General features: G+C 61.6%; 21 protein-coding genes. 9 read left to right on the forward strand and 12 right to left on the reverse strand.

All coding sequences use genetic code 11. The features are described 5' to 3' along the window. Window positions 1–51 precede the first annotated feature (51 nt). From hflX to ACXR0M_RS23190, 7 genes are all read right to left on the reverse strand, one after another. Window positions 52–1353, reverse strand: coding sequence for a ribosome rescue GTPase HflX (gene hflX / locus ACXR0M_RS23160; RefSeq protein ID WP_458833989.1), 1302 nt, complete (start codon window positions 1351–1353; stop codon window positions 52–54). A gap of 12 nt (window positions 1354–1365) precedes the next feature. Beyond that, on the reverse strand, window positions 1366–1626 hold the full coding sequence (gene hfq / locus ACXR0M_RS23165; RefSeq protein WP_003221112.1) for an RNA chaperone Hfq: 261 nt from the start codon (window positions 1624–1626) through the stop codon (window positions 1366–1368). 94 nt (window positions 1627–1720) lie between these two features. Next, window positions 1721–2692 carry a tRNA (adenosine(37)-N6)-dimethylallyltransferase MiaA gene (gene miaA, locus ACXR0M_RS23170; protein ID WP_458833990.1) on the reverse strand — a complete coding sequence of 324 codons (972 nt, stop codon included), beginning with the start codon at window positions 2690–2692 and terminating at the stop codon, window positions 1721–1723. Beyond that, window positions 2692–4590, reverse strand: coding sequence for a DNA mismatch repair endonuclease MutL (gene mutL, locus ACXR0M_RS23175; RefSeq protein ID WP_458834057.1), 1899 nt, complete (start codon window positions 4588–4590; stop codon window positions 2692–2694). The genes miaA and mutL overlap by 1 nt, the downstream gene beginning before the upstream one ends. A 5-nt stretch (window positions 4591–4595) precedes the next feature. Continuing rightward, the gene (locus ACXR0M_RS23180; protein WP_458834058.1) at window positions 4596–5981 is read right to left on the reverse strand and encodes an N-acetylmuramoyl-L-alanine amidase; all 1386 of its coding nucleotides are present in this window, start codon (window positions 5979–5981) and stop codon (window positions 4596–4598) included. Window positions 5982–6032: 51 nt separating this feature from the next. Then, on the reverse strand, window positions 6033–6503 hold the full coding sequence (gene tsaE / locus ACXR0M_RS23185; RefSeq protein ID WP_458833991.1) for a tRNA (adenosine(37)-N6)-threonylcarbamoyltransferase complex ATPase subunit type 1 TsaE: 471 nt from the start codon (window positions 6501–6503) through the stop codon (window positions 6033–6035). Continuing rightward, entirely contained in the window at window positions 6491–7990 is a 1500-nt protein-coding gene (locus ACXR0M_RS23190) for an NAD(P)H-hydrate dehydratase (RefSeq protein WP_458833992.1), read from the reverse strand. Before ACXR0M_RS23190 ends, tsaE begins: the two co-directional genes overlap by 13 nt. A 63-nt stretch (window positions 7991–8053) precedes the next feature. Between ACXR0M_RS23190 and queG the strand changes: the two genes are divergently transcribed. Further along, window positions 8054–9118, forward strand: a complete 1065-nt coding sequence (gene queG / locus ACXR0M_RS23195) for a tRNA epoxyqueuosine(34) reductase QueG (RefSeq protein WP_458833993.1) — start codon at window positions 8054–8056, stop codon at window positions 9116–9118. 104 nt (window positions 9119–9222) lie between these two features. Here the strand turns inward: queG and ACXR0M_RS23200 are convergent, their stop codons facing one another. Both ACXR0M_RS23200 and orn read right to left on the reverse strand, forming a co-directional pair. Beyond that, window positions 9223–9834, reverse strand: coding sequence for a trimeric intracellular cation channel family protein (locus ACXR0M_RS23200; protein WP_458833994.1), 612 nt, complete (start codon window positions 9832–9834; stop codon window positions 9223–9225). A gap of 253 nt (window positions 9835–10087) precedes the next feature. After that, complete coding sequence (gene orn, locus ACXR0M_RS23205) at window positions 10088–10630, reverse strand: oligoribonuclease (RefSeq protein WP_458833995.1); 543 nt, start codon at window positions 10628–10630, stop codon at window positions 10088–10090. A gap of 107 nt (window positions 10631–10737) precedes the next feature. Here orn and rsgA point away from each other — a divergent pair, with 107 nt between their 5' ends. The 4 genes from rsgA (at window position 10738) to ACXR0M_RS23225 (ending at window position 13836) form a co-directional block, all read left to right on the forward strand. Then, window positions 10738–11769: a small ribosomal subunit biogenesis GTPase RsgA gene (gene rsgA, locus ACXR0M_RS23210; protein ID WP_458833996.1), complete on the forward strand. Its 1032-nt coding sequence runs from the start codon at window positions 10738–10740 to the stop codon at window positions 11767–11769. Between the two features lie 212 nt (window positions 11770–11981). Next, complete coding sequence (locus ACXR0M_RS23215) at window positions 11982–12389, forward strand: TIR domain-containing protein (RefSeq protein ID WP_458833997.1); 408 nt, start codon at window positions 11982–11984, stop codon at window positions 12387–12389. A gap of 2 nt (window positions 12390–12391) precedes the next feature. Continuing rightward, window positions 12392–13351: a caspase family protein gene (locus ACXR0M_RS23220; RefSeq protein WP_458833998.1), complete on the forward strand. Its 960-nt coding sequence runs from the start codon at window positions 12392–12394 to the stop codon at window positions 13349–13351. Then, entirely contained in the window at window positions 13351–13836 is a 486-nt protein-coding gene (locus ACXR0M_RS23225; protein ID WP_458833999.1) for a toll/interleukin-1 receptor domain-containing protein, read from the forward strand. Before ACXR0M_RS23220 ends, ACXR0M_RS23225 begins: the two co-directional genes overlap by 1 nt. A gap of 51 nt (window positions 13837–13887) precedes the next feature. On the opposite strand, the gene ACXR0M_RS23230 is transcribed toward ACXR0M_RS23225, so the two are convergent. The 3 genes from ACXR0M_RS23230 to motA form a co-directional block, all read right to left on the reverse strand. Further along, window positions 13888–15051 (reverse strand): sterol desaturase family protein, encoded by a 1164-nt coding sequence (locus tag ACXR0M_RS23230; RefSeq protein ID WP_458834000.1) that lies wholly within the window; start codon window positions 15049–15051, stop codon window positions 13888–13890. Between the two features lie 91 nt (window positions 15052–15142). After that, window positions 15143–16219: a flagellar motor protein MotB gene (gene motB, locus ACXR0M_RS23235; protein ID WP_458834001.1), complete on the reverse strand. Its 1077-nt coding sequence runs from the start codon at window positions 16217–16219 to the stop codon at window positions 15143–15145. Window positions 16220–16222: 3 nt separating this feature from the next. Next, entirely contained in the window at window positions 16223–17074 is an 852-nt protein-coding gene (motA, locus tag ACXR0M_RS23240; RefSeq protein ID WP_007952169.1) for a flagellar motor stator protein MotA, read from the reverse strand. 166 nt (window positions 17075–17240) lie between these two features. On the opposite strand from motA, the gene ACXR0M_RS23245 reads away from it, so the two are divergent. From ACXR0M_RS23245 to ACXR0M_RS23260, 4 genes are all read left to right on the forward strand, one after another. Next, complete coding sequence (locus ACXR0M_RS23245; RefSeq protein ID WP_458834002.1) at window positions 17241–18779, forward strand: HDOD domain-containing protein; 1539 nt, start codon at window positions 17241–17243, stop codon at window positions 18777–18779. A gap of 42 nt (window positions 18780–18821) precedes the next feature. Then, entirely contained in the window at window positions 18822–19655 is an 834-nt protein-coding gene (gene rhdA / locus ACXR0M_RS23250; protein WP_458834003.1) for a thiosulfate sulfurtransferase, read from the forward strand. Continuing rightward, on the forward strand, window positions 19655–20515 hold the full coding sequence (gene asd, locus ACXR0M_RS23255) for an archaetidylserine decarboxylase (RefSeq protein ID WP_458834004.1): 861 nt from the start codon (window positions 19655–19657) through the stop codon (window positions 20513–20515). The genes rhdA and asd overlap by 1 nt, the downstream gene beginning before the upstream one ends. 147 nt (window positions 20516–20662) lie before the next feature. Then, window positions 20663–22417 carry a molecular chaperone gene (locus ACXR0M_RS23260; RefSeq protein ID WP_458834005.1) on the forward strand — a complete coding sequence of 585 codons (1755 nt, stop codon included), beginning with the start codon at window positions 20663–20665 and terminating at the stop codon, window positions 22415–22417. Window positions 22418–22483: the final 66 nt, after the last annotated feature.

Raw genomic sequence — 22483 nt, forward strand, 5'->3', positions numbered from 1 at the left:
ACCAATGCTACAGAATGCCTGCCGTTGCGGCACAACCGCTTTGCCAGGCTTTTATTGCAAAGTGTGTTGCTCGATGAATTCCATCGGCTGCAATCCTTCGCGGCTTACCAGTCGATTCAACTCGACCCGGGGCAAACGAACGGTCAGCAGGCTGATGCCTTCTTCGTCGTGCTGTTCTTTTTGCACCGCACCAAGTTCGAAGAACTGCGCACGCAGTCGAGCGAAGCGTTGCGGCAAACGCAATGTCCCCACGAACAAATCACTGCCCAGCAACTCGGCAATGGCTTGTTCAAGCAATTCCAGACCCGTGCCATCGCGCGCCGACAACCAGACCCGTTGCGGCTTGCCATCGGCATCGCGCTGGATCTGCGGCTCAACGCCTTCAAGCAAATCGAGTTTGTTGTATACCTCCAGGATCGGCAAGTCCTGGGCCCCGATCTCGCCCAGCACCACCATCACTTGCTCGATCTGCAACATGCGATCCGGTTCGGCCGCATCGATCACGTGCAACAGCAGGTCGGAGTTGCTCGACTCTTCGAGCGTAGACCGAAATGCCTCGACCAGCTTGTGCGGCAGGTGACGAATGAAACCCACGGTGTCGGCGAGAACAATCGGCCCCAGGTCGTCCAGTTCCAGACGGCGCAAGGTCGGGTCGAGGGTGGCAAACAGCTGGTCAGCCGCGTACACCTCGGACTTGGTCACGTTATTGAACAGCGTGGATTTGCCGGCGTTGGTGTAGCCCACCAGCGATACGGTCGGGATATCCGCACGGGAACGACCGCGGCGCGACTGCTCGCGCTGACTGCGGACTTTCTCCAGCCGGCCCTTGATCTGGCGCAGGCGCACCCGCAGCAGACGGCGGTCGGTTTCGAGCTGGGTTTCACCCGGGCCACGCATGCCGATGCCGCCACCCTGACGCTCAAGGTGAGTCCAGCCACGCACCAGCCGCGTGCTCATATGGTCAAGCTGAGCCAGTTCGACCTGGAGCTTGCCTTCATGGGTACGGGCGCGCTGGGCGAAAATATCGAGAATCAGGCCGGTACGGTCGATCACGCGACACTCGAAAACACGTTCGAGGTTACGTTCCTGACTGGGCGTGAGAATGTGATTGAAAATCACCAGATCGGCTTCTTCAGCCTTGACCAGGTCGCGCAGCTCTTCGACCTTGCCGCTGCCGATCAGGAATTTGGCGGTTGGCCGATGACGCGGTACGTTAAAAAACGCAACGGTCTCGGCGCCCGCCGAATTAGCCAATTCCTGAAACTCCTGCGGATCTTCGCGCGCCTCAGGGTCCTGACCATCCAAGTGAACGAGGATCACTCGCTCACCACCACCGTGGCGCTCAAAGAACAAAGGAGACTCCTATCAGGCGTTACCTGGCTCAGCGTCACCTGCATCGGATTCGGTTGCGCTAGGCAGACGAATTGGACGTACTGGCACGACTGTAGAGATAGCGTGTTTGTAAACCATCTGGCTGACGGTGTTTTTCAGCAGGATAACGAACTGGTCGAACGACTCGATCGTGCCTTGCAGTTTGATACCGTTGACCAGGTAGATGGAAACCCCGACTTTCTCTTTACGTAAAGTATTCAAGTAAGGGTCTTGTAGCGAATGCCCTTTTGACATGTGCCGCACTCCTTTAAGGATTCAATAATAAAAATAGGTAATTCAGATGGCTTTGGCCGCCACACCCCCAAGGATAGACGGCAATTGCAAGGACTCAGCTCAATATGGAGATGGTTCCAAGGTATTTCAAGGCGCGTGGCAGATTGTCGCAATCAAGACTGTCCAGCCAGTGCAGATCATCCCAGCTGCGCAGCCAGGTGAACTGGCGCTTGGCCAATTGACGCGTGGCAATGACGCCGCGTTCCTGCATTTCAACTAACGACAGCTTGCCATCCAGGTAGTCCCAGACTTGGCGGTAGCCTACCGCACGTATAGACGGCAACCCGGAATGCAGGTCACTTCTTTTACGCAGGGCTACGACCTCGTCGATGAACCCCTGTTCCAGCATATTTGTGAATCTTTGTTTAATGCGTTCGTGCAGTACCTGGCGATTTGCCGGAGCAATGGCCAAGTTCGCGACAGTATAGGGCAATTGTTGCCGTCCCGAAGCGGCTGCTTCAGTACTTTGCGCAGATTGTTGCTGACGCAGCGCGGTCATGCTCTGACCGCTGACCCGATACACCTCCAGCGCCCGGCTCAGACGCTGTGGATCATTCGGGTGAATCCGCGCCGCCGACTCCGGGTCGATTACCGCCAGTTGTTCGTGCAGGGCTTGCCAGCCAAGGCGTGCAGCCTCTTCTTCGATCTGTGCGCGAACCTCGGGATCCGCCGCCGGCATGTCCGCCAGCCCTTCGACCAAAGCCTTGTAATAGAGCATCGTGCCGCCGACCAGCAGCGGAATTTTCCCGCGCGCGGTGATCTCGGCCATCGCTTGCAGGGCATCGCGACGGAAATCCGCGGCGGAATAGGCCTCCGCCGGGTCGAGAATATCGATCAAACGGTGTGGATATTCGGCCAGCAGCTCTTTCGAAGGCTTGGCCGTGCCGATGTCCATGCCGCGATAGACCAGCGCCGAATCGACACTGATCAGCTCGCACGGCAGCACCTTGCTCAGCTCGATGGCCAGGTCGGTCTTGCCCGCAGCGGTCGGGCCCATCAGGAAAATCGCTGGAGGAAGCTGGCTCATCAACGACCGCGCAAGAACAGTTTGTCCAGATCGTCCAGGCCCAATTGGGTCCAGGTCGGTCGGCCATGGTTGCATTGACCGCTGCGCTCGGTGTTTTCCATGTCGCGCAGCAGGCCGTTCATTTCTGGCAGGGCCAGGCGCCGATTGGCGCGGATCGCGCCGTGGCAGGCCATGGTCCCCAGCAGTTCGTTGAGGTGCGCCTGAATCCGGTCGCTGGTGCCGTACTCCATCAGATCCGAAAGCACGTCGCCTACCAGCCGATTGGCTTCGGCCTGCTTGAGCAGCGCCGGAATCTGCCGGATCGCCAGGGTTTCCGGCCCCAGTCGTTGCAGTTCGAAGCCCAGTTTCTGGAACCATGCAGCGTGCTCTTCAGCGCAATCGGCTTCACGCTGACTGACCGCCAGCGACTCCGGCACCAGCAATGGCTGGCCGCTCAGGCCTTCACTGGCCATGGCAATCTTCAGACGCTCGTACATGATCCGCTCGTGGGCGGCGTGCATGTCCACCAGCACCAGACCCTGAGCGTTCTCGGACAAGATGTAGATGCCCTTGAGCTGCGCCAGCGCGTAACCGAGCGGTGGAATGTCCTCCTGACCGGCCGGCAGCGCGTTGGCATTGGCCTCCGGCAGCGGCGCGAAAAACTCGCGGTACGCCGCTTGTGCCTCGGCGGCAGGCACCGCCGTTTGTGGCCGCGGTGTGTACTGATATTGATAGGCGCCACCCGCAGCGGCACCGGACGACGTGTTGAACGCCGGTTGCGCCTGCGGCTGCTCCAGTAGCGCATTGGCCGCCAGACGCATCTCGCCTTGCGGGCCGAACTCGCCAGCCTCGATGCCAGTTGGCCGTACCACAGCGGTGGTCACCGACCCGGCCAGTTGATCCTCCGGACGCACATCGCCCAGCGCACGGTGCAGCGTGCCGTAAAGGAAGTCATGCACCATACGCCCGTCACGGAAGCGCACTTCGTGTTTGGTCGGGTGCACATTGACGTCGACCGCTGCCGGATCGACCTCGAAAAACAGCGCGAAGGTCGGATGCCGCCCGTTGAACAGCACGTCGCGATAGGCCTGGCGCACCGCGTGGGCCACCAGTTTATCGCGCACCGCGCGGCCATTCACAAAGAAATACTGCAGATCCGCCTGACTGCGGTTGAACGTCGGCAAACCGACCCAACCCCACAGATGCAGACCATTGCGCTCGATCTCGATCGGCAGCGCCTGTTCGAGGAAACCCGAGCCACAAATCGCCGCTACCCGCCGCGCACGGGCCGCATCATCGTGGGCCTCGTGCAGGCTGAGGATGGTCTTGCCGTTGTGGCGCAAATGAAAAGCCACGTCGAAACGTGCCAGCGCCAGACGCTTGATCACTTCTTGCAGGTGATCGAATTCGGTTTTTTCGGTCTTGAGAAACTTGCGCCGCGCCGGGGTGTTGAAGAACAGGTCGCGCACTTCCACCGATGTGCCCACCGGATGCGCAGCCGGCTGAACGCGAGGCGCCATGTCGCGGCCTTCGGTCTCGACCTGCCAGGCCTGATCGGCGTCGCGGGTGCGCGAAGTCAGGGTCAGGCGCGCCACGGAACTGATCGAGGCCAGTGCTTCACCACGGAAACCAAGGCTCATCACCTGTTCGAGGTCTTCGAGGTTGCGGATCTTGCTGGTGGCGTGACGAGCGAGGGCCAGCGGCAGATCGTCGGCGGAAATCCCGCTGCCATCGTCGCGCACCCGCAGCAGCTTGACGCCACCCTGCTCGACATCAACATCAATGCGCCTGGCACCGGAATCGAGGCTGTTTTCCAGCAGTTCCTTGATCACCGAAGCCGGGCGCTCGACCACCTCACCGGCGGCGATCTGGTTCGCCAACCGTGGGCTGAGCAGTTCGATGCGTGCGGCGTTCAACAGCTGATTCATTCTTTGGACGCCAGTTCGGTGCCGGGAATGGTCAGGTGCTGACCGATTTTCAGTTCATCGCTGCTGAGATTGTTGGCACTGCGCAGGGTCGCCGGCGACACCTGATAACGCACCGCAATCATCGCCAGCGTCTCGCCGGGACTGACGCGGTGATCGCGCGGCCCTTGGGCAATCTTGCCGGAGTCACGCAGCCAGGCAATGTAGGTGCCCGGTGGCGGGTTTTGCTGGAAGAACTGACGCACGCCGCTGCTGATCGAACGGGCCAGCGCCTGCTGGTGGCTCGACGCCGAAAGCTTGCTCGCCTCGTTGGCGTTGGAGATAAACCCGGTTTCGACGAGGATCGACGGAATGTCCGGCGACTTCAGCACCATGAACCCGGCCTGCTCCACGCGCTGTTTGTGCAGCGGCGTCACGCGACCAATGTTGGTCAGGACTTTCTGGCCGACGTTGAGGCTGGAGGTCAGCGACGCGGTCATCGACAGATCGAGCAACACGCCAGCCAGCATGCGGTCCTTGTCGTCGAGGCTGACGTTGCCGGCACCGCCGATCAGGTCGGAACGGTTTTCGCTGTCGGCCAGCCAACGGGCGGTCTCCGAAGTCGCGCCGCGATCGGACAAGGCGAACACCGAGGCACCAAAGGCCGCCGCCGAGGGCGCGGCGTCGGCGTGGATCGAGACGAACAGGTCTGCGCCCTTCTTGCGGGCAATTTCGGTACGGCCACGTAACGGAATGAAGTAGTCGCCGGTGCGCGTCAGTTCGGCGCGGAAGCCTTTCATGCCGTTGACCTGACGTTGCAGCTCGCGGGCGATCTGCAGCACCACGTCTTTCTCACGCTGGCCGCGCGAACCGGACGCACCCGGGTCTTCGCCGCCGTGACCGGCGTCGATCACCACGATGATGTCGCGTTTGCCGGCCGGGGCTGGCGGCAACTTGATTGCAGGTTCTGCCGGGGTCACCGGTACCGCAGGCACAGTCGCCACCGTAGGGGACGACGCAGGCGCAGGCGGCGGTGCGGCATCGGCCGGGTTATCGAACAGGTCGACCACCAGGCGGTTGCCATATTGCGCGTTCGGCGCCAGCGAGAAGCTTTTCGGAGTGACGGCTTTTTTCAGGTCGATGACCACCCGCAGGTCGGTCGGCGTGCGCTGGGCCGAGCGCATCGCGGTGATCGGCGTGTTGGCGGTCGACACTTTCAGCGGCGCACCCAGGGTGGCGCCATTGATGTCGATCACCAGCCGGTCCGGTGCGGTCAGGGTAAAGACACTGTGCTGCACCGGGCCGCTCAGGTCGAAGACCAGTCGCGTGTTGTCCGGCGCCCGCCACAGGCGCACGCTGTTGACCTTTGTGTCAGCCACAGCGTTGACGGCCACGGCCATCAACATCAGTCCTGCGGCAGCCACCAACGCGCGAAAGCGCATACCTAACCCCATCATTTAATTGGATTCCAATGCCAAAGCGGCACACCAGGCCTCGCCACGCGAGCCCTGGGATAAAATTTTCAGCGAACGCCCGCCGTCTTGCGGGCTAATGGTAATGGTCAGGTCAGGCTTTGGCAAAAAGCCTGCACCTTTATCGGGCCACTCGATCAGACACAGGGCATCGTCTTCGAAATAGTCGCGGATGCCGAGAAACTCCAGCTCCTCCGGGTCGACCAGACGATACAGGTCGAAGTGGAAGGCGCGCACGTCGCCGATCTCGTAAGGTTCGACCAAAGTGAAGGTCGGACTTTTTACCGCACCGACATGCCCCAGCCCGCGAATGATGCCCCGCGACAGTGTGGTTTTGCCCATGCCCAGGTTGCCTTCGAGAAAAATCAGGCCATGGCCCTGGGTCACGCGGGCGATCCGTGCGCCAAAGTCGCTCATGGCCTGTTCATCGGCCAGGTACAGGGTTACTTCAGACACGGTGAATGCTCCTCCAACAACTGACGAATGACTGGAATCAGATCACTGGCCGCCAGTCCACGGCCGAATTTACCTTGTTGCGCGCCGGCATTGGCGTGCAGCCAGACCGCCAGGCATGCGGCATCGAAAGCGTCCATGCCTTGCGCCAGCAACGCGCCGGTCAGACCGGCGAGTACATCGCCCAGCCCGGCAGTGGCCATGGCCGGATGGCCCTGATGACACAACGCCAAACGGCCATCGGGATGGGCAATCAGACTACCGGCGCCTTTGAGCACGACGACCGCCGAATATTTCTTGCTCAGTGCCAGCGCCGCTGCCGGGCGATCGCCTTGCACCTCGGCGGTACTGATTCCCAACAGGCGCGCCGCCTCCCCCGGATGCGGGGTGATCACGCAATCCCTGGGCAGACTGACAACAGCGCTGGCCAGCAGATTCAATGCGTCGGCGTCCCACACCTGCGGCAGCGCCGCATTCGCCGCCGCCGACAACAGCGCCCGCCCCCAACTCGCCTGCCCTAACCCCGGCCCGACCACCAGCACCGAGACTTTCTCCAGCAGGCCCATCAACTGATTGGCCGATGAAGCACCGAGCACCATGGCCTCCGGCACGCGGGTCAATGCAGCGGGCACATGTTCCGGGCGCGTCGCCAGCGAGACCATGCCCGCGCCGCTGCGCAGGGCGGTTTCGCTACTGAGCAGGATCGCCCCGCCAAACCCGTGATCGCCGCCGATCAATAGCACATGACCGAAGCGGCCCTTGTGGGCTGTCGGCGCACGCGGCGCCAGTCGCGGCAGATTAGCCGCCGTGAGCCGCAGCGCGCGGGCCGGCATGTCACGGTAGAAATCGGCGTCGGCTTGCAGATCGTTAAACACCAAGGCACCGACCCGGTCCGCCGCATCCCCGGTGAACAGGCCGACTTTCAAAGCAATAAAGGTCACGGTAAGGTCGGCGCGAACCGCATCACCGAGGACATGCCCGGTATCGGCCGACAACCCGGAAGGAATATCCACCGCCACCACCGGCAGGCCACTGGCATTGATCGCCTTGATCGCAGCGGCATAAGGCTCGCGCACCTCGCCGGCCAGGCCGGTGCCGAGCAAGGCATCGACCAGCACACCGCGCAGCTCGCTGTGCGCGGCCCAGTTGTGCACGGCAACGCCATCATTCATGGCCTGTGCATAAGCCTGCGCAGCATCGCCCTGCGAACGTTGCGGATCACCGACGGCCAGCACCTGCACGGTCCAACCGGCCTGGTGCGCCAGAGCGGCGATCAGAAAACCGTCGCCGGCGTTGTTGCCATGCCCGGCCAGCACGGTCATCTGCTGCGCCGAAGGCCACTGTCGCACCACAGCGCGCCAGGTCGCATGCGCGGCGCGCTGCATCAGTTCGAAGCCCGGCGTGCCGGCGGCAATCAGCCGCGCGTCGAAGTCGCGCACCTGGGCGGCGGCGTACAGCGCGTCGGGTAATTCATCTTTCGTGTGCGGCATGCGTCTTCGGGCTCCGATGTCTGGCAGAATTATACGCACCTCAGCTCCGGTTTCTCTCGCCTCATGTCCGCCATCACCACAGATCTGCCCGCCCTCGCCCAATCGATCAAGGATTGGGGCCGCGAGCTGGGTTTCCAGCAAGTCGGCATCAGCGGTCTGGACCTGGCCGAACATGAGCAGCACCTGGAACGCTGGCTCGCCGCCGGCTACCACGGCGAAATGGATTACATGGGCGCCCATGGCAGCAAACGCTCGCACCCTGAAGAGCTGGTGCCCGGCACCTTGCGCGTGGTGTCGCTGCGCATGGACTACCTGCCCGGCGACACGCAGATGGCACAAAGGCTCGCGCAACCGGAAAAAGCCTACGTCTCGCGTTATGCCTTGGGCCGCGATTACCACAAATTGATCCGTAAACGTGTGCAGCAACTGGCCGACAAGATTAAGGCCGAAATCGGCCCGTTCGGTTTCCGCGCGTTCGTCGACAGCGCCCCAGTGCTGGAAAAAGCCATCGCCGAGCAGGCCGGACTGGGCTGGATCGGCAAAAACACCCTGGTGCTTAATCGCAAGGCCGGCAGTTATTTCTTTTTGAGCGAACTGTTCGTCGATCTGCCACTGCCGGTGGATGAACCGCACAGCACTGAACATTGCGGGCGCTGCACCGCGTGCCTGGACATCTGCCCGACCAATGCCTTCGTCGGCCCGTATGTGCTGGACGCCCGGCGCTGCATTTCCTACCTGACCATCGAACTGAAAAACGCCATCCCCGAAGACCTGCGCCCGCTGATCGGCAACCGCGTGTTCGGCTGCGACGACTGCCAGATCGTCTGCCCGTGGAACCGCTTCGCCCGCCCGACCGGGGAAAGCGACTTCAAGCCCCGGCACAATCTGGACAACGCCGAACTGGCCGAGCTGTTCATGTGGGACGAGGACAAATTTCTCAGCAGCACCGAAGGCTCGCCGCTACGCCGCGCCGGTTACGAACGTTGGCTGCGCAATCTGGCCGTGGGCCTGGGCAATGCGCCGTCGAGCATCCCGGTGCTGGAGGCGTTGAAGGCACGCCGTGATTATCCGTCCGAGCTGGTACGCGAACATGTCGAGTGGGCGCTGAAACAGCACGGCCTCGTGTAATTACATACTGTAGGAGCTGCCGCAGGCTGCGATCTTTTGATTTTGTTTTTTAGAAGCAAGATCAAAAGATCGCAGCCTTCGGCAGCTCCTACAGATTATTCGTGTCAGGGCTGGTCGTTGTAGACAAACTTGGGCATTTCCCAGTGGAAACGGATCGCCAGCAGCCGTAGCAGGAAGCCGCCGAACAAGGTGATCAGGATCGCCTGCTCGCTCGGCACGTTCAGGGCCAGGCAGAGCATGTAGCACCACGCTGCCGCGAACGAGACGCTGGCGTACAGCTCGCGGCGGAAGATCAGCGGGATGTCGTTGCAGAAGATGTCGCGCAGGATGCCGCCGAAGACCCCGGTGATCACGCCGCTGACCGAGGCCACCAGCATGCCGTGGCCCATTTCCAGTGCGGTCATGCAGCCGATCAGGGTGAACGCCACCAGACCGACCGCGTCGAGCACCAGAAACAGCGAGCGCAGGTGACGCATCCAGCGCGCAGTGAACACGGTGAGCATGGCGGCGGCCGAGGTCAGCACCAGGTATTCCGGGTGTTTGACCCAGGTCAGCGGGTAATGCCCGAGCAGCACGTCGCGCACCGAACCGCCGCCCAATGCCGTGACGCAGGCGATCAGCACCACACCGAACCAGTCCATGCCGCGCCGTCCGGCAGACAGCGCACCGGTCATGGCTTCGGCGGTAATGGCGATCAGATAGAGCATCAGCAGCATGGCGGCGGTCCTGGCAGGAAGGCGCGCAGTCTAGCCATTTCGGCGCCGCACCAGAAGAGGGCGGTGCCATCACATGAATGCTTTATCTGTGGCGGGGGGATTTATCCCCGATCGGCTGCGTAGCAGTCGCAAAACCTGAAAACTCGGTCTGTCTGATGGGTTGCATGGGATCGCTTCGCAATCCATCGGGGATAAATCCCCTCGCCACAAAAAGCGTAACCAGCCCCGGAGGTCCGCGAAGCCATCTAGCTGATCAGAACTTGATGAAGTGCTTGCGGTAATGCTGCAGCTCGGCGATCGATTCGCGGATGTCGTCCAGCGCCAGGTGGGTGCTGCCCTTCTTGAAGCTGTCGCGTACGTCCGGCGCCCAGCGTGCGGCTAGCTCTTTCAGCGTCGACACATCGAGGTTGCGGTAGTGGAAGTAGCTTTCCAGCGCTTTCATGTGGGTATAAAGGAAGCGCCGGTCCTGGCAGATGCTGTTGCCGCAGATCGGCGACTTGCCCTTCGGTACCCACTTTTCCAGGAACGCGATGGTTTCGGCCTCGGCTTCAGCCATGCTGATACGGCTTTCACGCACACGCTGGGTCAGACCCGAGTTGCCGTGGGTGCGGGTGTTCCACTCGTCCATGCGGGCGAGCACTTCGTCACTGTGGTGAATGGCGATCACCGGGCCTTCGGCGAGGGTGTTCAGCTCGCTGTCGGTGACAATGGTGGCCATTTCGATTATGACGTCGTTTTCCGGATCAAGGCCGGTCATTTCCAGATCGATCCAGATCAGGTTCTGCGGGTTTGGCATATTCGGACTCCTAGGCAATGCTGCGCAGTTTAGCCTAGGCGGCTGCCCGGGCGTGCTAAACTCGCGGCCGTTTTACCTAATCGCTGCATTCTTCAGACGGAACACCCATGGCCAAACGCCAACTCAATCGTCGTCAAAACTGGCGCATCGAAAAGATCCAGGGCGAGCGCGCTGCCCGCGCCGCCAAACGCGAATCCTCGGCGGTCGAAGCCCTCGAGGGCGGCGACCTCGGCCCTGAGCAACACGGCCTGGTGATCGCGCACTTCGGGGTGCAGGTCGAAGTCGAGGCCGTGGAAGGCGAACTGGCCGGCCAGGTCTTCCGTTGCCACCTGCGCGCCAACCTGCCGGCGCTGGTGACCGGTGATCGGGTGGTCTGGCGTGCCGGCAACCAGGGCATCGGGGTGATCGTCGCGCAACTGCCGCGCACCACCGAACTGTGCCGCCCGGACAGCCGAGGCCAGCTCAAGCCGGTGGCCGCCAACGTCGACATGATTGTCATCGTCTTCGCGCCGCTGCCCGAGCCGCATGCCAACCTGATCGACCGTTATCTGGTGGCCGCCGAGCACGCCGGCATCCGCCCGTTGCTGCTGCTGAATAAATTCGACCTGATCGACGAGCAGAATGCGCCAGCCCTCAACGCGCTGCTGGCGGTGTATCGCACGCTGGGTTACCCGGTGCTGGAGGTTTCGGCGCATCACGGCAACGGCATGGAGCAGTTGCAGAAGCAGCTCGACGGGCGCATCAGCGTGTTCGTCGGCCAGTCCGGCGTGGGCAAGTCGTCGCTGGTCAACAGCCTGCTGCCGGAAGTCGACACTCGCGTCGGGCCGCTGTCCGAGCTGTCCGGTCAGGGCACGCACACCACGACCACCGCGCGCCTGTTCCACTTCCCCGGTGGCGGTGAGCTGATTGACTCCCCGGGTATCCGTGAATTCGGTCTGGGCCACGTCAGCCGGGCTGATGTCGAAGCCGGTTTCATCGAGTTCAATGACCTGCTCGGCACTTGCCGCTTCCGCGACTGCAAGCACGATCGCGAACCCGGTTGCGCACTGCTCAAGGCCCTGGAAGACGGGCGCGTGCAGCAGCAACGGATGAACAGCTACCGCTCGATCATCGCCAGCCTGCCGGAAAACGGCTACTAAACATCCGCGTCGGCAGCCCCTCGCCCGAGGGCTGCCGGATGTCGGAACGCGCCTGACAAATCCCCGCCCCCGTTAAACGTCAGAGCTTTCTGAAAGGCCCGCCCGCGCCTGCCAGCAGGACGTTTCTGTTTCACCGCCCAACCCTTGCAGGCTCGCCTCAGATGCCTAGATTGGGGTCCTCCTTCGCACTTTCGCGACCCTCGAGGAACCCCATGCAGACCTATCACCTGTTCATCAGCCATTCGTGGAACTACTCCCACGCTCACGACAATCTGGTACGCCTGCTCGGCGCCAAACCCGGTTTCACCTTCAAGAATTTTTCCGTGCCGCCGCACAACCCGATCATGGGCGCGCAGACCGACAAGCAGCTCGAAGAGGCCATCGAAAACAAGATTCGCCCTTGCTCGGCGGTGCTGATCATGGCCGGGATGTATTCGACCTACAGCAAGTGGATCAACAAGGAAATCGAGATCGCCAAACGCCTGGGCAAGGTGATCATCGCGATCAAGCCGTTCGGCGCCGAGCGCATCTCCACGGTAGTGCGTGACGCGGCGCACGCCGAATGCGCATGGAACACCGACAGCATCATCAGTGCGATTCGCCTGCACACGGCGGTGTAATCATGCGCAAGGGACTGTTTATCGGGATCAACCACTACGACCATGTCTCGCCCCTGAGCGGCTGTAACAACGACGCAATGGCCATGGCGTCAGTGCTGGAACGTCACGCCAACGGGCGGCCTAACTTCAGCAGCAAAGTGCTGACTTCAGCCGAAGAGAAACTGGCGCTCAACCACATGAAACAGCAGATCCAGAGCCTGTACTCAGGCGACTGTGACGTCGCACTGCTGTACTTCGCCGGTCATGGACAATTCGACACCAGCATTGACGAAGGACTGCTGATTCCGCAGGACTATCAGCCTGGCGGAGACGGTATCCGCATCAGCGACATTCTGGAATGGGCGGACAAGGCCGCGCACATCAAGAACAAAATCATCATCCTCGATTGCTGCCAGGCCGGCGCCGCAGGCGCCACGCGTAACCTGCGCGGCGGCAGCAGCGTGATCGGCGAAGGTGTGACCATTCTCACGGCCTGCAAAAAAGAACAATACGCTTTGGAAAGTCGCGGCCACGGCGTTTTCACCGATCTGTTGCTGCAAGCGCTGCACGGTGGCGCTGCCAACGTACTCGGCAAGGTCACCCCCGGTAGCGTCTACTCGTTTGTCGACAATGCTTTGGGCGCTTGGGAACAGCGTCCGGTGTTCAAGACCAACGTCTCGCAGTTTGTACCGCTGCGCGAGGTCGCGCCGCTGATCGCCGAGGAGACCCTGCGCAAACTCAAGGACTGGTTCCCCGAGCCGAGTTTTGTCTTCCGGCTTGACCCAAGCTACGAGCCCACCGAAGCGACGTTCGACCCCGAGCATGGCGACATCTTCAAGCAACTGCAGATGTGCAATCGCCACAGTCTGATCGAGCCGGCGGATGCCGAACACATGTACTACGCCGCCATCAACTCCACCGGCTGCCGCCTCACAGCACTCGGCGCCTATTACCGTGAACTCGCCCTCAAAGGACATTTCTGATGCCGGTTTTCATCAGCTACCGCCACATGGATCGCCCGCAGGCCATGGCCATCAACAGCCGCCTGATGCAGGCCAACATCAAGACCTACCTCGACGTACTCGACCCGGAGTCGCAGACCACCGAAGACATCACCAGCGTGATCACGCGCAATATCACCGAATGCACGCACCTGCTCGCGGTGGTGTCGGAAAAGACCGCGTTGTCATGGTGGGTGCCGTTTGAAATCGGCGAGGCGACGATCAGCAACCGGCGCATCTGCTCATTCAGGACCGGGCCGGCGGAATTGCCGCTGTACCTCGACAAGTGGCCGAAGTTGAGCACCGACAATGACCTGAATTTCTTTATCGATGCCTATCGTGAGGAAGTGACCAACCGACGGTCGATGGCGCTGGACTCGATCAACGAATCGATCAAGGGCACTTACAAGCGCAATGCCGAGCTGTTTCATGATCAGTTGAAAAGCCGGATCCGGCGCGGGTTCTAAGGCCAATCGACAGGCACAAAAAAGCCGACATCACTGTCGGCTTTTTATTGGTCAGATACTCGCGGGCGGCTTTGGCACGACCGTCTTTGGCTCAGGCTTTTGAAATGCATACAAATGCTGACGCACAATCCCGCCCGGCAGCTCCTTGCCAAACACGCCATAACGCACCGGCCACTCTTTCGGCGGCAGCTTGAACGTGCCGAACAGCATGTCCACCAACGGCGTGTGAATGGCGTAGTTCTTGTAGATGTAGTCCTTGTGCCGGGCATGGTGCCAGTGGTGATAACGCGGCAGCACGATCAAGTAATTCAGCCAGCCGCCGTTGATGCGTACATTGGCATGGGCGAGCACGGCCTGGACGCCGACCAGAATCACATAGGCGTTCAACGCCTGCGGCGCGAACCCCAGCAACATTAATGGCACCAGCACACCGGTGCGGGTCAGCAGGATTTCGATGAAGTGCACGCGGGAACCGGCAAGCCAGTCCATGTGGGTGCTGGAGTGATGCACCGCGTGGATGCGCCACAGAAATGGCACCACATGGTAGAGCCGGTGCAGCCAATACTGGCCGAGATCCGCCACCAGCACCGCGAGCAGGAACTGCACCACCAGCGGCAGGCTTTGCACACTGGCCTGCAAGCCGGGCGATACCGCCCAGCCGGCGATGTAACTCGACGAGGCGGTGATGAAGATCAGGATGAACTGCACCAGCATATGACTGACGAAAAAGTAGGTCAGGTCGGTGCGCCAGTGCGGGCGCAGGATATTTTGCTCGGGATCCTTGGAGTAGAGCTTTTCCAGCGGAATAAACACAATCGCAGAGACCAGCAGCGCCAGCACAAACCAGTCCAGCCCCAGCGAGTACGGCGTCTGTCCGATCGAACTGACCTGAACATTGGTGCCACCAAGAAACACCGCCAGCCCCGACGCCAGCAGCCCGGTAATCCCCAGACGTTTGCGTTTGTTGAGCAGGATATTCAGGGTGCCCAGGCTGAACGATAGCACCAGACCCAGCAACAGTGTGGTGCGTGCGAACTGCTCGTCATAGACCTTGCGCAGTTCGGCTGTGGTCAGCCACTCGGGAAACAGGAAGCAGAACACCGCCAGCAGACTCAACAGTCCGAGAGTGGCGGAAATATAGCCACTGACCCGCCCCTCGCCAAACTTGAAGGGTGCGTTGCCGTGCCGCTGAAAATAGGCTTTGAGTCTTTCCATAACTGATCTTCCGTGATTTGCGAGAACTGCGACTGGTCATTGCGACGCAGGCAGAAACAAAAAAGCCACGGTCACCGTGGCTTTTTGTTAATCACTGCTTCGGCGCGGGCGCCGGTGCAGTGGCTGGCGGAGCAGCCGGGGCTGGTGCCGCAGCCCCGGGAGCGGCCGGTTTTGGCGCGGCATCGTCGAACAGGTTCAGCCGTTCGCGCAGCTCATGGGCCGGGACCGGTTGCTGGTCCGCCGGCAGCGCGTTCGGGTCGACCGGGGTCGCCGGCGCGGCGCCGTGCTCGTCTTTGGCGGAGGGCTTGGCCGCGTCGGCACCTTGCGCACCTTCGATCGCGGCCTGGGCTTTCTTGGTCAGGACCACGATGTCGATACGACGGTTGACCGGGTTGAAGGGGTTTTCCTTGTCGAACAGTGCCGACGAGGCATAACCGACGACCCGCGCCACCTGCGAATCCGGATAGCTGCCTGCCACCAGCGCACGCCGGGCGGCGTTGGCGCGGTTGGCCGAGAGTTCCCAGTTACCGAAATCGCCGGTGCCGGTGTACGGCTTGGCGTCGGTGTGGCCGCTGATGCTGATCTTGTTCGGCACCGCTTTGATGGTATCGGCCATGGCCAGCAGGATGTCTTCGAAGTACGGCTTCAGACGCGCCGAGCCCGAGTCGAACATCGGCCGGTTTTCCGCGTCCATGATCTGGATGCGCAAGCCGTTCGGGGTGATCTCGAACAGGATCTGATCCTTGAACTTTTGCAGCTGCGGATTCTCGTCGACCTTGTTCTGCAGTTCTTGCAGCAACAGTTCCAGACGCTCTTTCTCGACCTGCTCGGCCATGCCTTCAACCTGCTCGGTGTCGACCGTGACCTTGTCCGGCTGCGGCTGCGACTTCACCTCGGGGTTGAGGGTGTTTTCCGGAGCGAGGGTCGGCGTGCCGCCCAGATCGATGATGTATGGCGTGCCGCTTTCGGAGAAGCCGACCGGATCCTTGAAGTAACCGGCGATGGCGATCTTCTGCTCCGGCGTGGCGGTAGACAGCAGCCACAACACCAGGAAGAACGCCATCATCGCCGTGGCGAAGTCGGCGAAGGCGATTTTCCATGCCCCGCCGTGATGCCCGCCGGCTATGCGCTTGACGCGCTTGATGATTATCGGCTGATTGTTTTCCATGGCTTAGCGACCGCGAACGGCTTGTTCCAGCTCGGCAAAGCTTGGACGGTGCGCCGGGTACAGAACCTTGCGCCCGAACTCCACGGCCAGCGATGGCGGCATGCCGGAAGCCGAGGCTACCAGGGAAGCCTTGATCGCCTCGTAGACGTTCAGCTCTTCCTTGGCATCGTGGGCCAGGGAGTGGGCCAGCGGACCGAAGAAACCGTAGGCCGCGAGAATACCGAAGAAGGTACCGACCAGTGCCGCACCAACGTGCAGGCCGATGGATTTCTGGTCGCCTTCACCCAGCGAGGCCATGGTCACCACGATCCCCAGTACCGCCGCGACGATACCGAAACCGGGCATGGCGTCGGCGATGCCGTTCACCGCGTGGGACGGGTGCTCGAGGTCTTCCTTGAGGCTGTAGAGTTCCATGTCGAACAGGCCTTCCAGCTCATGCGGCGCCATGTTGCCGGAGGACATGATGCGCAGGTAATCGCAGATGAACGCGGTCATGCGTTCGTCCTTGAGCACGGCCGGGTACTTGGCGAAGATCGGGCTCGCGGCGGCATCTTCGATATCGCCTTCGATGGCCATCATGCCTTCGCGGCGGCTCTTGTTGAGGATCTCGTAAATCAGCCCCAGCACTTCCAGATAGAAGGTGTGGCTGAAACGCGAACTGAACATGCTCAGGGATTTCTTGAGCACGTGCATGGTCATGTAACCGGGGTTGGCCTGGAGGAATGCACCGAGGGCCGCACCACCGATGATCATCACCTCGAAGGGCTGGATCAGGGCGGCAATCTTGCCGTGGGAGAGCACGTATCCGCCGAGCACGCTCGCGAATACGACGATGATGCCGATAATTTTAGCCATAGATAGAAAGTACTTACTTAAGTCGGGTTCAAGGTCATATTCGGAAGTTAAAAAATCTCTTCTTCTACTTATCGGCAAAACTGCGCCAGACTATAGCCAGTTCAGGCGAAAAGCCAATTTAGCCCATGCCGGGCGCGTCTAAAGTCAGTGAAGATCTCGTCCAGACATGGCTAATGAAACGAACGTCCCACACGCAAAACCGACCACGCTCGAAGGCTGGGTCAAGCTGCTCGATGGCGTCCGCCTGCCCGTGCCGCAAGAGGCTCACGACAAAGTCTGCCGGGCGATCCGTGATAATCGCAGTTCCCTGCGCGACATCGCCGACCTGATGCAGGACAGTCCGGCACTGGCCTTGAGCATCATCCGTGAGGCCAATCGTCACACCCACGGCACCATGGCCGCTCCCGCGGAAAATCTTGAGGTAGCGATCAATCGTCTGGGCCTGGCGCGTACCGAAGAATTGCTCGCGCGGCTGCCCGTCGAAGCGCATATGCAGATCCCCAAGGCCTTGCGCCAGCTGCAAATGATCAGCCAGCACGCCATGCAACAGGCCAACGGTTTTTTCGCCAGCCGCCTGGCGCGCCTGTGGCAGGACATTCATTGGGGCAGCCTGCTGTTTCTCTCGCCGCTATGGCCGTTGGCGCTGACCTATCCCGAATTGCTCGAAGAGTGGGAATTGCGCGTTATCCACAAGGGCGAATCGGCACCAGTGGTTGAAAAGCAACTGTTTGGCGTACGCCTGCTGAAGGTCGCCGAAGCGCTGGTCCAGGCCTGGCACCTGCCGATCTGGGTGCAGCAAGGCTATAAGCTGCTGCTCAGCGAACAACGCGAATTGGTGAAAGTGCTGCGCATCGCCCGCGACAGCGAACATCCGTTGCGCCAGCAACACCGTCTCGACGAAGACCCGACCCTGCGCCGCTGGCTGAACCAGCCGGCCAACACCGTGCTGCTCGCTAACGGACTGGCGTTGTCGGCGCAACAGGCCTGGGACAGTCCGCACAGCGCGCGCTGGCAGTACCTGACCAGCCTTTATCTGCAGGTTCCCATGGATGAAGTGCAGCAGCAGTTGCACCAGCAAGCCGCCAACAGCGCGCGCCAGCATGCCATGCCCGATCTGTGGCACCCGGCCGTTGCCTTATTGTGGCCGTGGGGCACCCATCGTTTGCCGGCCGGGATGTTGCCGGCGGCCGCGCCGAATGCCGAGGATCTGAGCCAATGGCGCCGGCAATGCGCCGAATTGCTGGCCGAGCCGAGCCGCTTCACCAATGCCATGAGCCTGACCGTTGCCGCCCGCGATGCATTGGCCGCCAGCGGCATGCGTCGGGTGATGATCCTGATGGCCGATCGCACCCAGTCCAATCTGCGCGTGCACCAGACCTACGGCCTGCCGAAAGACGCCGCCGCGCTGAATTTTGTCGTCAGTCAGAGCAAAGTCCTGCAACGCTTGCTCGCGCAACAGGCACAGGTGCGAATCAACCCCGAAAACAACGCGCAATTCTCCGCCCTGCTGCCGCCTGGCCTGCGTTCGCTGTTTCGTGGCGAACATCTGTTCCTGCGCTCGCTGGTCAATAACGGCCGGGTGATCATGATCGTCGTGGCCGATCAGGGCGGCGGGCCATTCGCCGACATCACCGTGCAGGCCTTCGGCAAAACCGCACAGTGCATCGAAAAGGCCCTGCACAGCTTTAGCAGCCGTGGTCGATGAGGCTGCGCTACAATCCCCCCCTTTGTGCTCTGGAGACCTCACATGTCTGACTTCTCTGGCTTGCCGCTCGTTATCGAGCCGAGCGACCTGCTCCCGCGGCTCGAGTCCCCCGAACTGATTCTGGTGGATCTGACCAGCCCTGCCCGCTATGCCGAAGGTCACCTTCCCGGCGCACGCTTTGTCGACCCGAAACGCACCCAGCTCGGCCAGCCACCGGCACCGGGGCTGCTGCCGGCGAAAGCCGATCTCAAAGCGTTGTTCGGCGAACTGGGCCATCGCAAAGAAGCGGTCTACGTGGTCTATGACGATGAAGGCGGCGGCTGGGCCGGACGTTTCATCTGGCTGCTCGACGTGATCGGTCATGACAAATATCACTACGTCGACGGCGGTCTGCCGGCGTGGCTGGCGGCTGGCATGCCAATGTCGATCCAGGTGCCGCCGGCGGCAGGTAACCCGGTAGCACTGACTCTGCACGAAGAGCCGACCGCCACCCGCGAATACCTGCAAAGCCGTCTCGGCGCTGCCGATCTGGCAATCTGGGATGCCCGTGGACCACTGGAATACTCCGGCGAGAAAGTACTGGCCGCCAAGGCCGGGCACATTCCCGGCGCAGTGAACTTCGAGTGGACCGCCGGCATGGACCAGGCGCGCCAGTTGCGCATCCGCAGCGACATGCCGCAGATCCTCGAAGACCTCGGGATCACCAAGGACAAAGAAATCATTACCCACTGCCAGACCCATCACCGGTCCGGCTTCACCTATCTGGTGGCCAAGTCCCTCGGTTATCCGCGGGTCAAGGGCTACGCCGGTTCCTGGGGCGAATGGGGCAACCACCCTGACACGCCTGTCGAGATTCAAGGTTCTAAGGACAACTAATGAAAGAGCGTCTGTTTATCCTCAGTCAGTACCTGCTGCCGCATCACCTGCTGTCGCGCCTGGCCGGCTGCGTTGCCGAGTGCCGCGTACGCTGGTTCAAGAATGCCTTTACCCAGTGGTTCGCCAAGCGTTATCAGGTGGACATGTCGCAAGCGCTGGTCGAAGACCTCACCGCTTACGAGCACTTCAATGCCTTCTTCACCCGCGCCCTGAAAGACGGCGCGCGTCCACTGGACGAAACCCCGGGTGCGATTCTCAGCCCGGCGGACGGTGCGGTCAGCCAGCTTGGTCCGATCGAGCACGGTCGGGTGTTCCAGGCCAAGGGCCACAGCTTCAGCGTGCTGGAACTGCTCGGCGGTGACGCGGCAAATGCCGCACCGTTCATGGGCGGCGACTTCGCCACCATTTACCTGTCGCCGAAGGACTACCACCGCGTGCACATGCCGCTGGCCGGCACCCTGCGCGAAATGGTCTACATCCCGGGGCGGATCTTCTCGGTCAACCAGACCACCGCGGAAAACGTGCCGGAGCTGTTCGCCCGTAACGAGCGCGTGGCGTGCATTTTCGACACCGAGCGCGGGCCGATGGCCGTGGTGCTGGTCGGCGCGATGATCGTTGCGTCGATCGAAACCGTGTGGGCCGGTCTGGTCACTCCGCCGAAGCGCGAACTGAAAACCTTCCGCTACGACGAAGCCGCCCGTGCCCCGATCCATCTGGAAAAAGGCGCCGAACTGGGGCGCTTCAAGCTGGGTTCCACCGCGATCGTGCTGTTCGGGCCAGATCAGGTGAAGTGGGCCGAACAACTCGCCGCCGGTTCGCCAGTACAGATGGGCCAAGCCCTGGCACTGCCAAAAGCCTGATACCCCGCCCCCCTGTAGGAGCTGCCGCAGGCTGCGATCTTTTGATCTGTTTTTTAAAAAACAAAATCAAAAGATCGCAGCCTGCGGCAGCTCCTACAGAGATCGCCACCGCGACAGACCGTGACGTTTGCTGCTATGGTTTTTGGCATGAGCCAGACCATGCCCCCTCCGCTGTTAAGCGCCCCGACTCCCACGCAGTCGCGCCTGTCGTTCTGCGAAGCCACCCCGCGCGACCTCAAGCGCTGGATCGCCGGCCTGCCCAAGGCCAACATCGGCGAAACCGCCCGCCAGTTGTACCAAGGCCTGGGCGAACTCAACCAACTGCTGACCCCCAGCGACAACCGCCTGCAACTGCTGGAGCTGCTGCGCCCCGAGGTGTATTTCGTCTGTCAGCATCTGGAGCGACACTTCCTGCACCAGGCGATCATGCTCGACGACCGCTCGCGCAAGATCAGCAACCTGTGTCAGGCCCTGCAAAACCAGTTGGCCATTGGCTACAAGCAGATCGTGTTGCGCATCGTGCCCAAGTACCACAAGGACCGCGCGGCGCTGGTCAGCCTGGCGCTGCAGCGCGCCGCGCATGCGCTCAAGGGCCAACTGTTGCGGGCTGCGCAGCTTTACAGCGCGGCGCCGGAACAGCTGTGGTTCGAGCTACATCAGTTGTATCGCTGTGCTTGCGGCCTGCAACTGCAACAGCGTCGGGTTCACGACGATCTGGCGAGTCTGAGCACAGAATTGAGCCTGGAACAGACCTACATCGCCGCACTGCTATTGGGCAGCGCCCGCTGCAATCAACTGCGGCAGAACCAGATCGCCCGGCTGGCCGAGGTGCTGGAGCCGTGGGGCGCCTTGCTCAAACTGCATCCCGGCAGCCCCGATGACGGACTGTTCGCCATCAGCGCCGAACTGGACACTGGCCCGCGCTACCGCAGCCAGTTTCGTAAAGAGCAAGCGGGCGCGCTGCTCGGCTTCAATCCGCAGCCGCTGGTGGAGGTCATCGAAGCGCACTTGCTGCATCAGCAGACCTCGACGCCACTGTCCGTGCCGAACGGACTGACCCTCGACACCCTGCAACACGTGCACGCCAGTTGGGGCCAGGCCGCCGAGCGCAGTTTTCAGCGCACTGCCGGCCAAGGCAACCTGACCGTATGCGTGGGCATGAGCGCCCTGCACTTCTATCTCGGTGGCGAGCGCACCTTCAGTGAGTTGCTCAAGCATCCCGGCGTGCGTACCGCCAACTTCAGCCGCGCCGTGGTCAAGGGCGAAAAAGACAGCTGGAGCCAGGCCTTCGACGCCGCTCCGCAAAGCAATGCGGAGGAATTTCTGCCTTACGAAGAAATCCAGTACGACCAGCTCGGTGAAGACGAAAATGCCGCTGACCAGACCCAGCATTACCCGACCTACTCGCTGCCGGTGATCAACCACAGTCCCGGCGGTTACTGCCTGGGCTGGCCCGGCGAAGTGCCCGCCGAGTTGCAGGCCGGTGAGATGGTCGGGATTCAGGACAGTTCGAATCAGGGCTGGAGCATTGCGGTGGTACGCTGGATTCGCCAAGTGCGCGGCAGCGGACCGCAAATGGGCATCGAGCTGGTGGCGCCGCACGCCGAACCGTGCGGCTTGCAACTGGTGCGCTCACAGGATGATCACAGCCACTACTTGCGCGGCTTGCTGCTGCCCGAGATCAGCGCCATCGACCTGCCCGCGACCTTGCTCGCACCGCGCCTGCCGTTTCAGGAAGGCAATAAAGTGCTGATCAACACCCACGGCGAAGAACACCGCGCCGGCCTTGATCGACGGGTGGCGAGTACGCACAGTTTCAATCAGTTTGCCTATCGTTCGCTGGAGGCCGCAAAGAATGGCGGCGGCGAGGAGGATTTTGATTCGTTGTGGAAGTCGCTTTGAAAGCAAAAGATCGCAGCCTGCGGCAGCTCCTACAGGGAAATGTGTAGGAGCTGCCGCAGGCTGCGA

It is taken from the genome of Pseudomonas sp. Eth.TT006 (assembly GCF_054456575.1).

What these genes read in the sequence shown, in the direction of transcription:
- rhdA (WP_458834003.1), top strand. Translation starts at nt 18,822, where the DNA reads ATGTCTGACTTCTCTGGCTTGCCGCTCGTTATCGAGCCGAGCGACCTG.
- asd (WP_458834004.1), top strand. Translation starts at nt 19,655, where the DNA reads ATGAAAGAGCGTCTGTTTATCCTCAGTCAGTACCTGCTGCCGCATCAC.
- queG (WP_458833993.1), top strand. Translation starts at nt 8,054, where the DNA reads ATGTCCGCCATCACCACAGATCTGCCCGCCCTCGCCCAATCGATCAAG.
- ACXR0M_RS23220 (WP_458833998.1), top strand. Translation starts at nt 12,392, where the DNA reads ATGCGCAAGGGACTGTTTATCGGGATCAACCACTACGACCATGTCTCG.
- ACXR0M_RS23260 (WP_458834005.1), top strand. Translation starts at nt 20,663, where the DNA reads ATGAGCCAGACCATGCCCCCTCCGCTGTTAAGCGCCCCGACTCCCACG.
- rsgA (WP_458833996.1), top strand. Translation starts at nt 10,738, where the DNA reads ATGGCCAAACGCCAACTCAATCGTCGTCAAAACTGGCGCATCGAAAAG.
- ACXR0M_RS23190 (WP_458833992.1), bottom strand. Translation starts at nt 7,990, where the DNA reads ATGCCGCACACGAAAGATGAATTACCCGACGCGCTGTACGCCGCCGCC.
- ACXR0M_RS23230 (WP_458834000.1), bottom strand. Translation starts at nt 15,051, where the DNA reads ATGGAAAGACTCAAAGCCTATTTTCAGCGGCACGGCAACGCACCCTTC.
- miaA (WP_458833990.1), bottom strand. Translation starts at nt 2,692, where the DNA reads ATGAGCCAGCTTCCTCCAGCGATTTTCCTGATGGGCCCGACCGCTGCG.
- ACXR0M_RS23180 (WP_458834058.1), bottom strand. Translation starts at nt 5,981, where the DNA reads ATGTTGATGGCCGTGGCCGTCAACGCTGTGGCTGACACAAAGGTCAAC.
- ACXR0M_RS23245 (WP_458834002.1), top strand. Translation starts at nt 17,241, where the DNA reads ATGGCTAATGAAACGAACGTCCCACACGCAAAACCGACCACGCTCGAA.
- ACXR0M_RS23225 (WP_458833999.1), top strand. Translation starts at nt 13,351, where the DNA reads ATGCCGGTTTTCATCAGCTACCGCCACATGGATCGCCCGCAGGCCATG.
- motB (WP_458834001.1), bottom strand. Translation starts at nt 16,219, where the DNA reads ATGGAAAACAATCAGCCGATAATCATCAAGCGCGTCAAGCGCATAGCC.
- orn (WP_458833995.1), bottom strand. Translation starts at nt 10,630, where the DNA reads ATGCCAAACCCGCAGAACCTGATCTGGATCGATCTGGAAATGACCGGC.
- motA (WP_007952169.1), bottom strand. Translation starts at nt 17,074, where the DNA reads ATGGCTAAAATTATCGGCATCATCGTCGTATTCGCGAGCGTGCTCGGC.
- hfq (WP_003221112.1), bottom strand. Translation starts at nt 1,626, where the DNA reads ATGTCAAAAGGGCATTCGCTACAAGACCCTTACTTGAATACTTTACGT.
- ACXR0M_RS23200 (WP_458833994.1), bottom strand. Translation starts at nt 9,834, where the DNA reads ATGCTGCTGATGCTCTATCTGATCGCCATTACCGCCGAAGCCATGACC.
- ACXR0M_RS23215 (WP_458833997.1), top strand. Translation starts at nt 11,982, where the DNA reads ATGCAGACCTATCACCTGTTCATCAGCCATTCGTGGAACTACTCCCAC.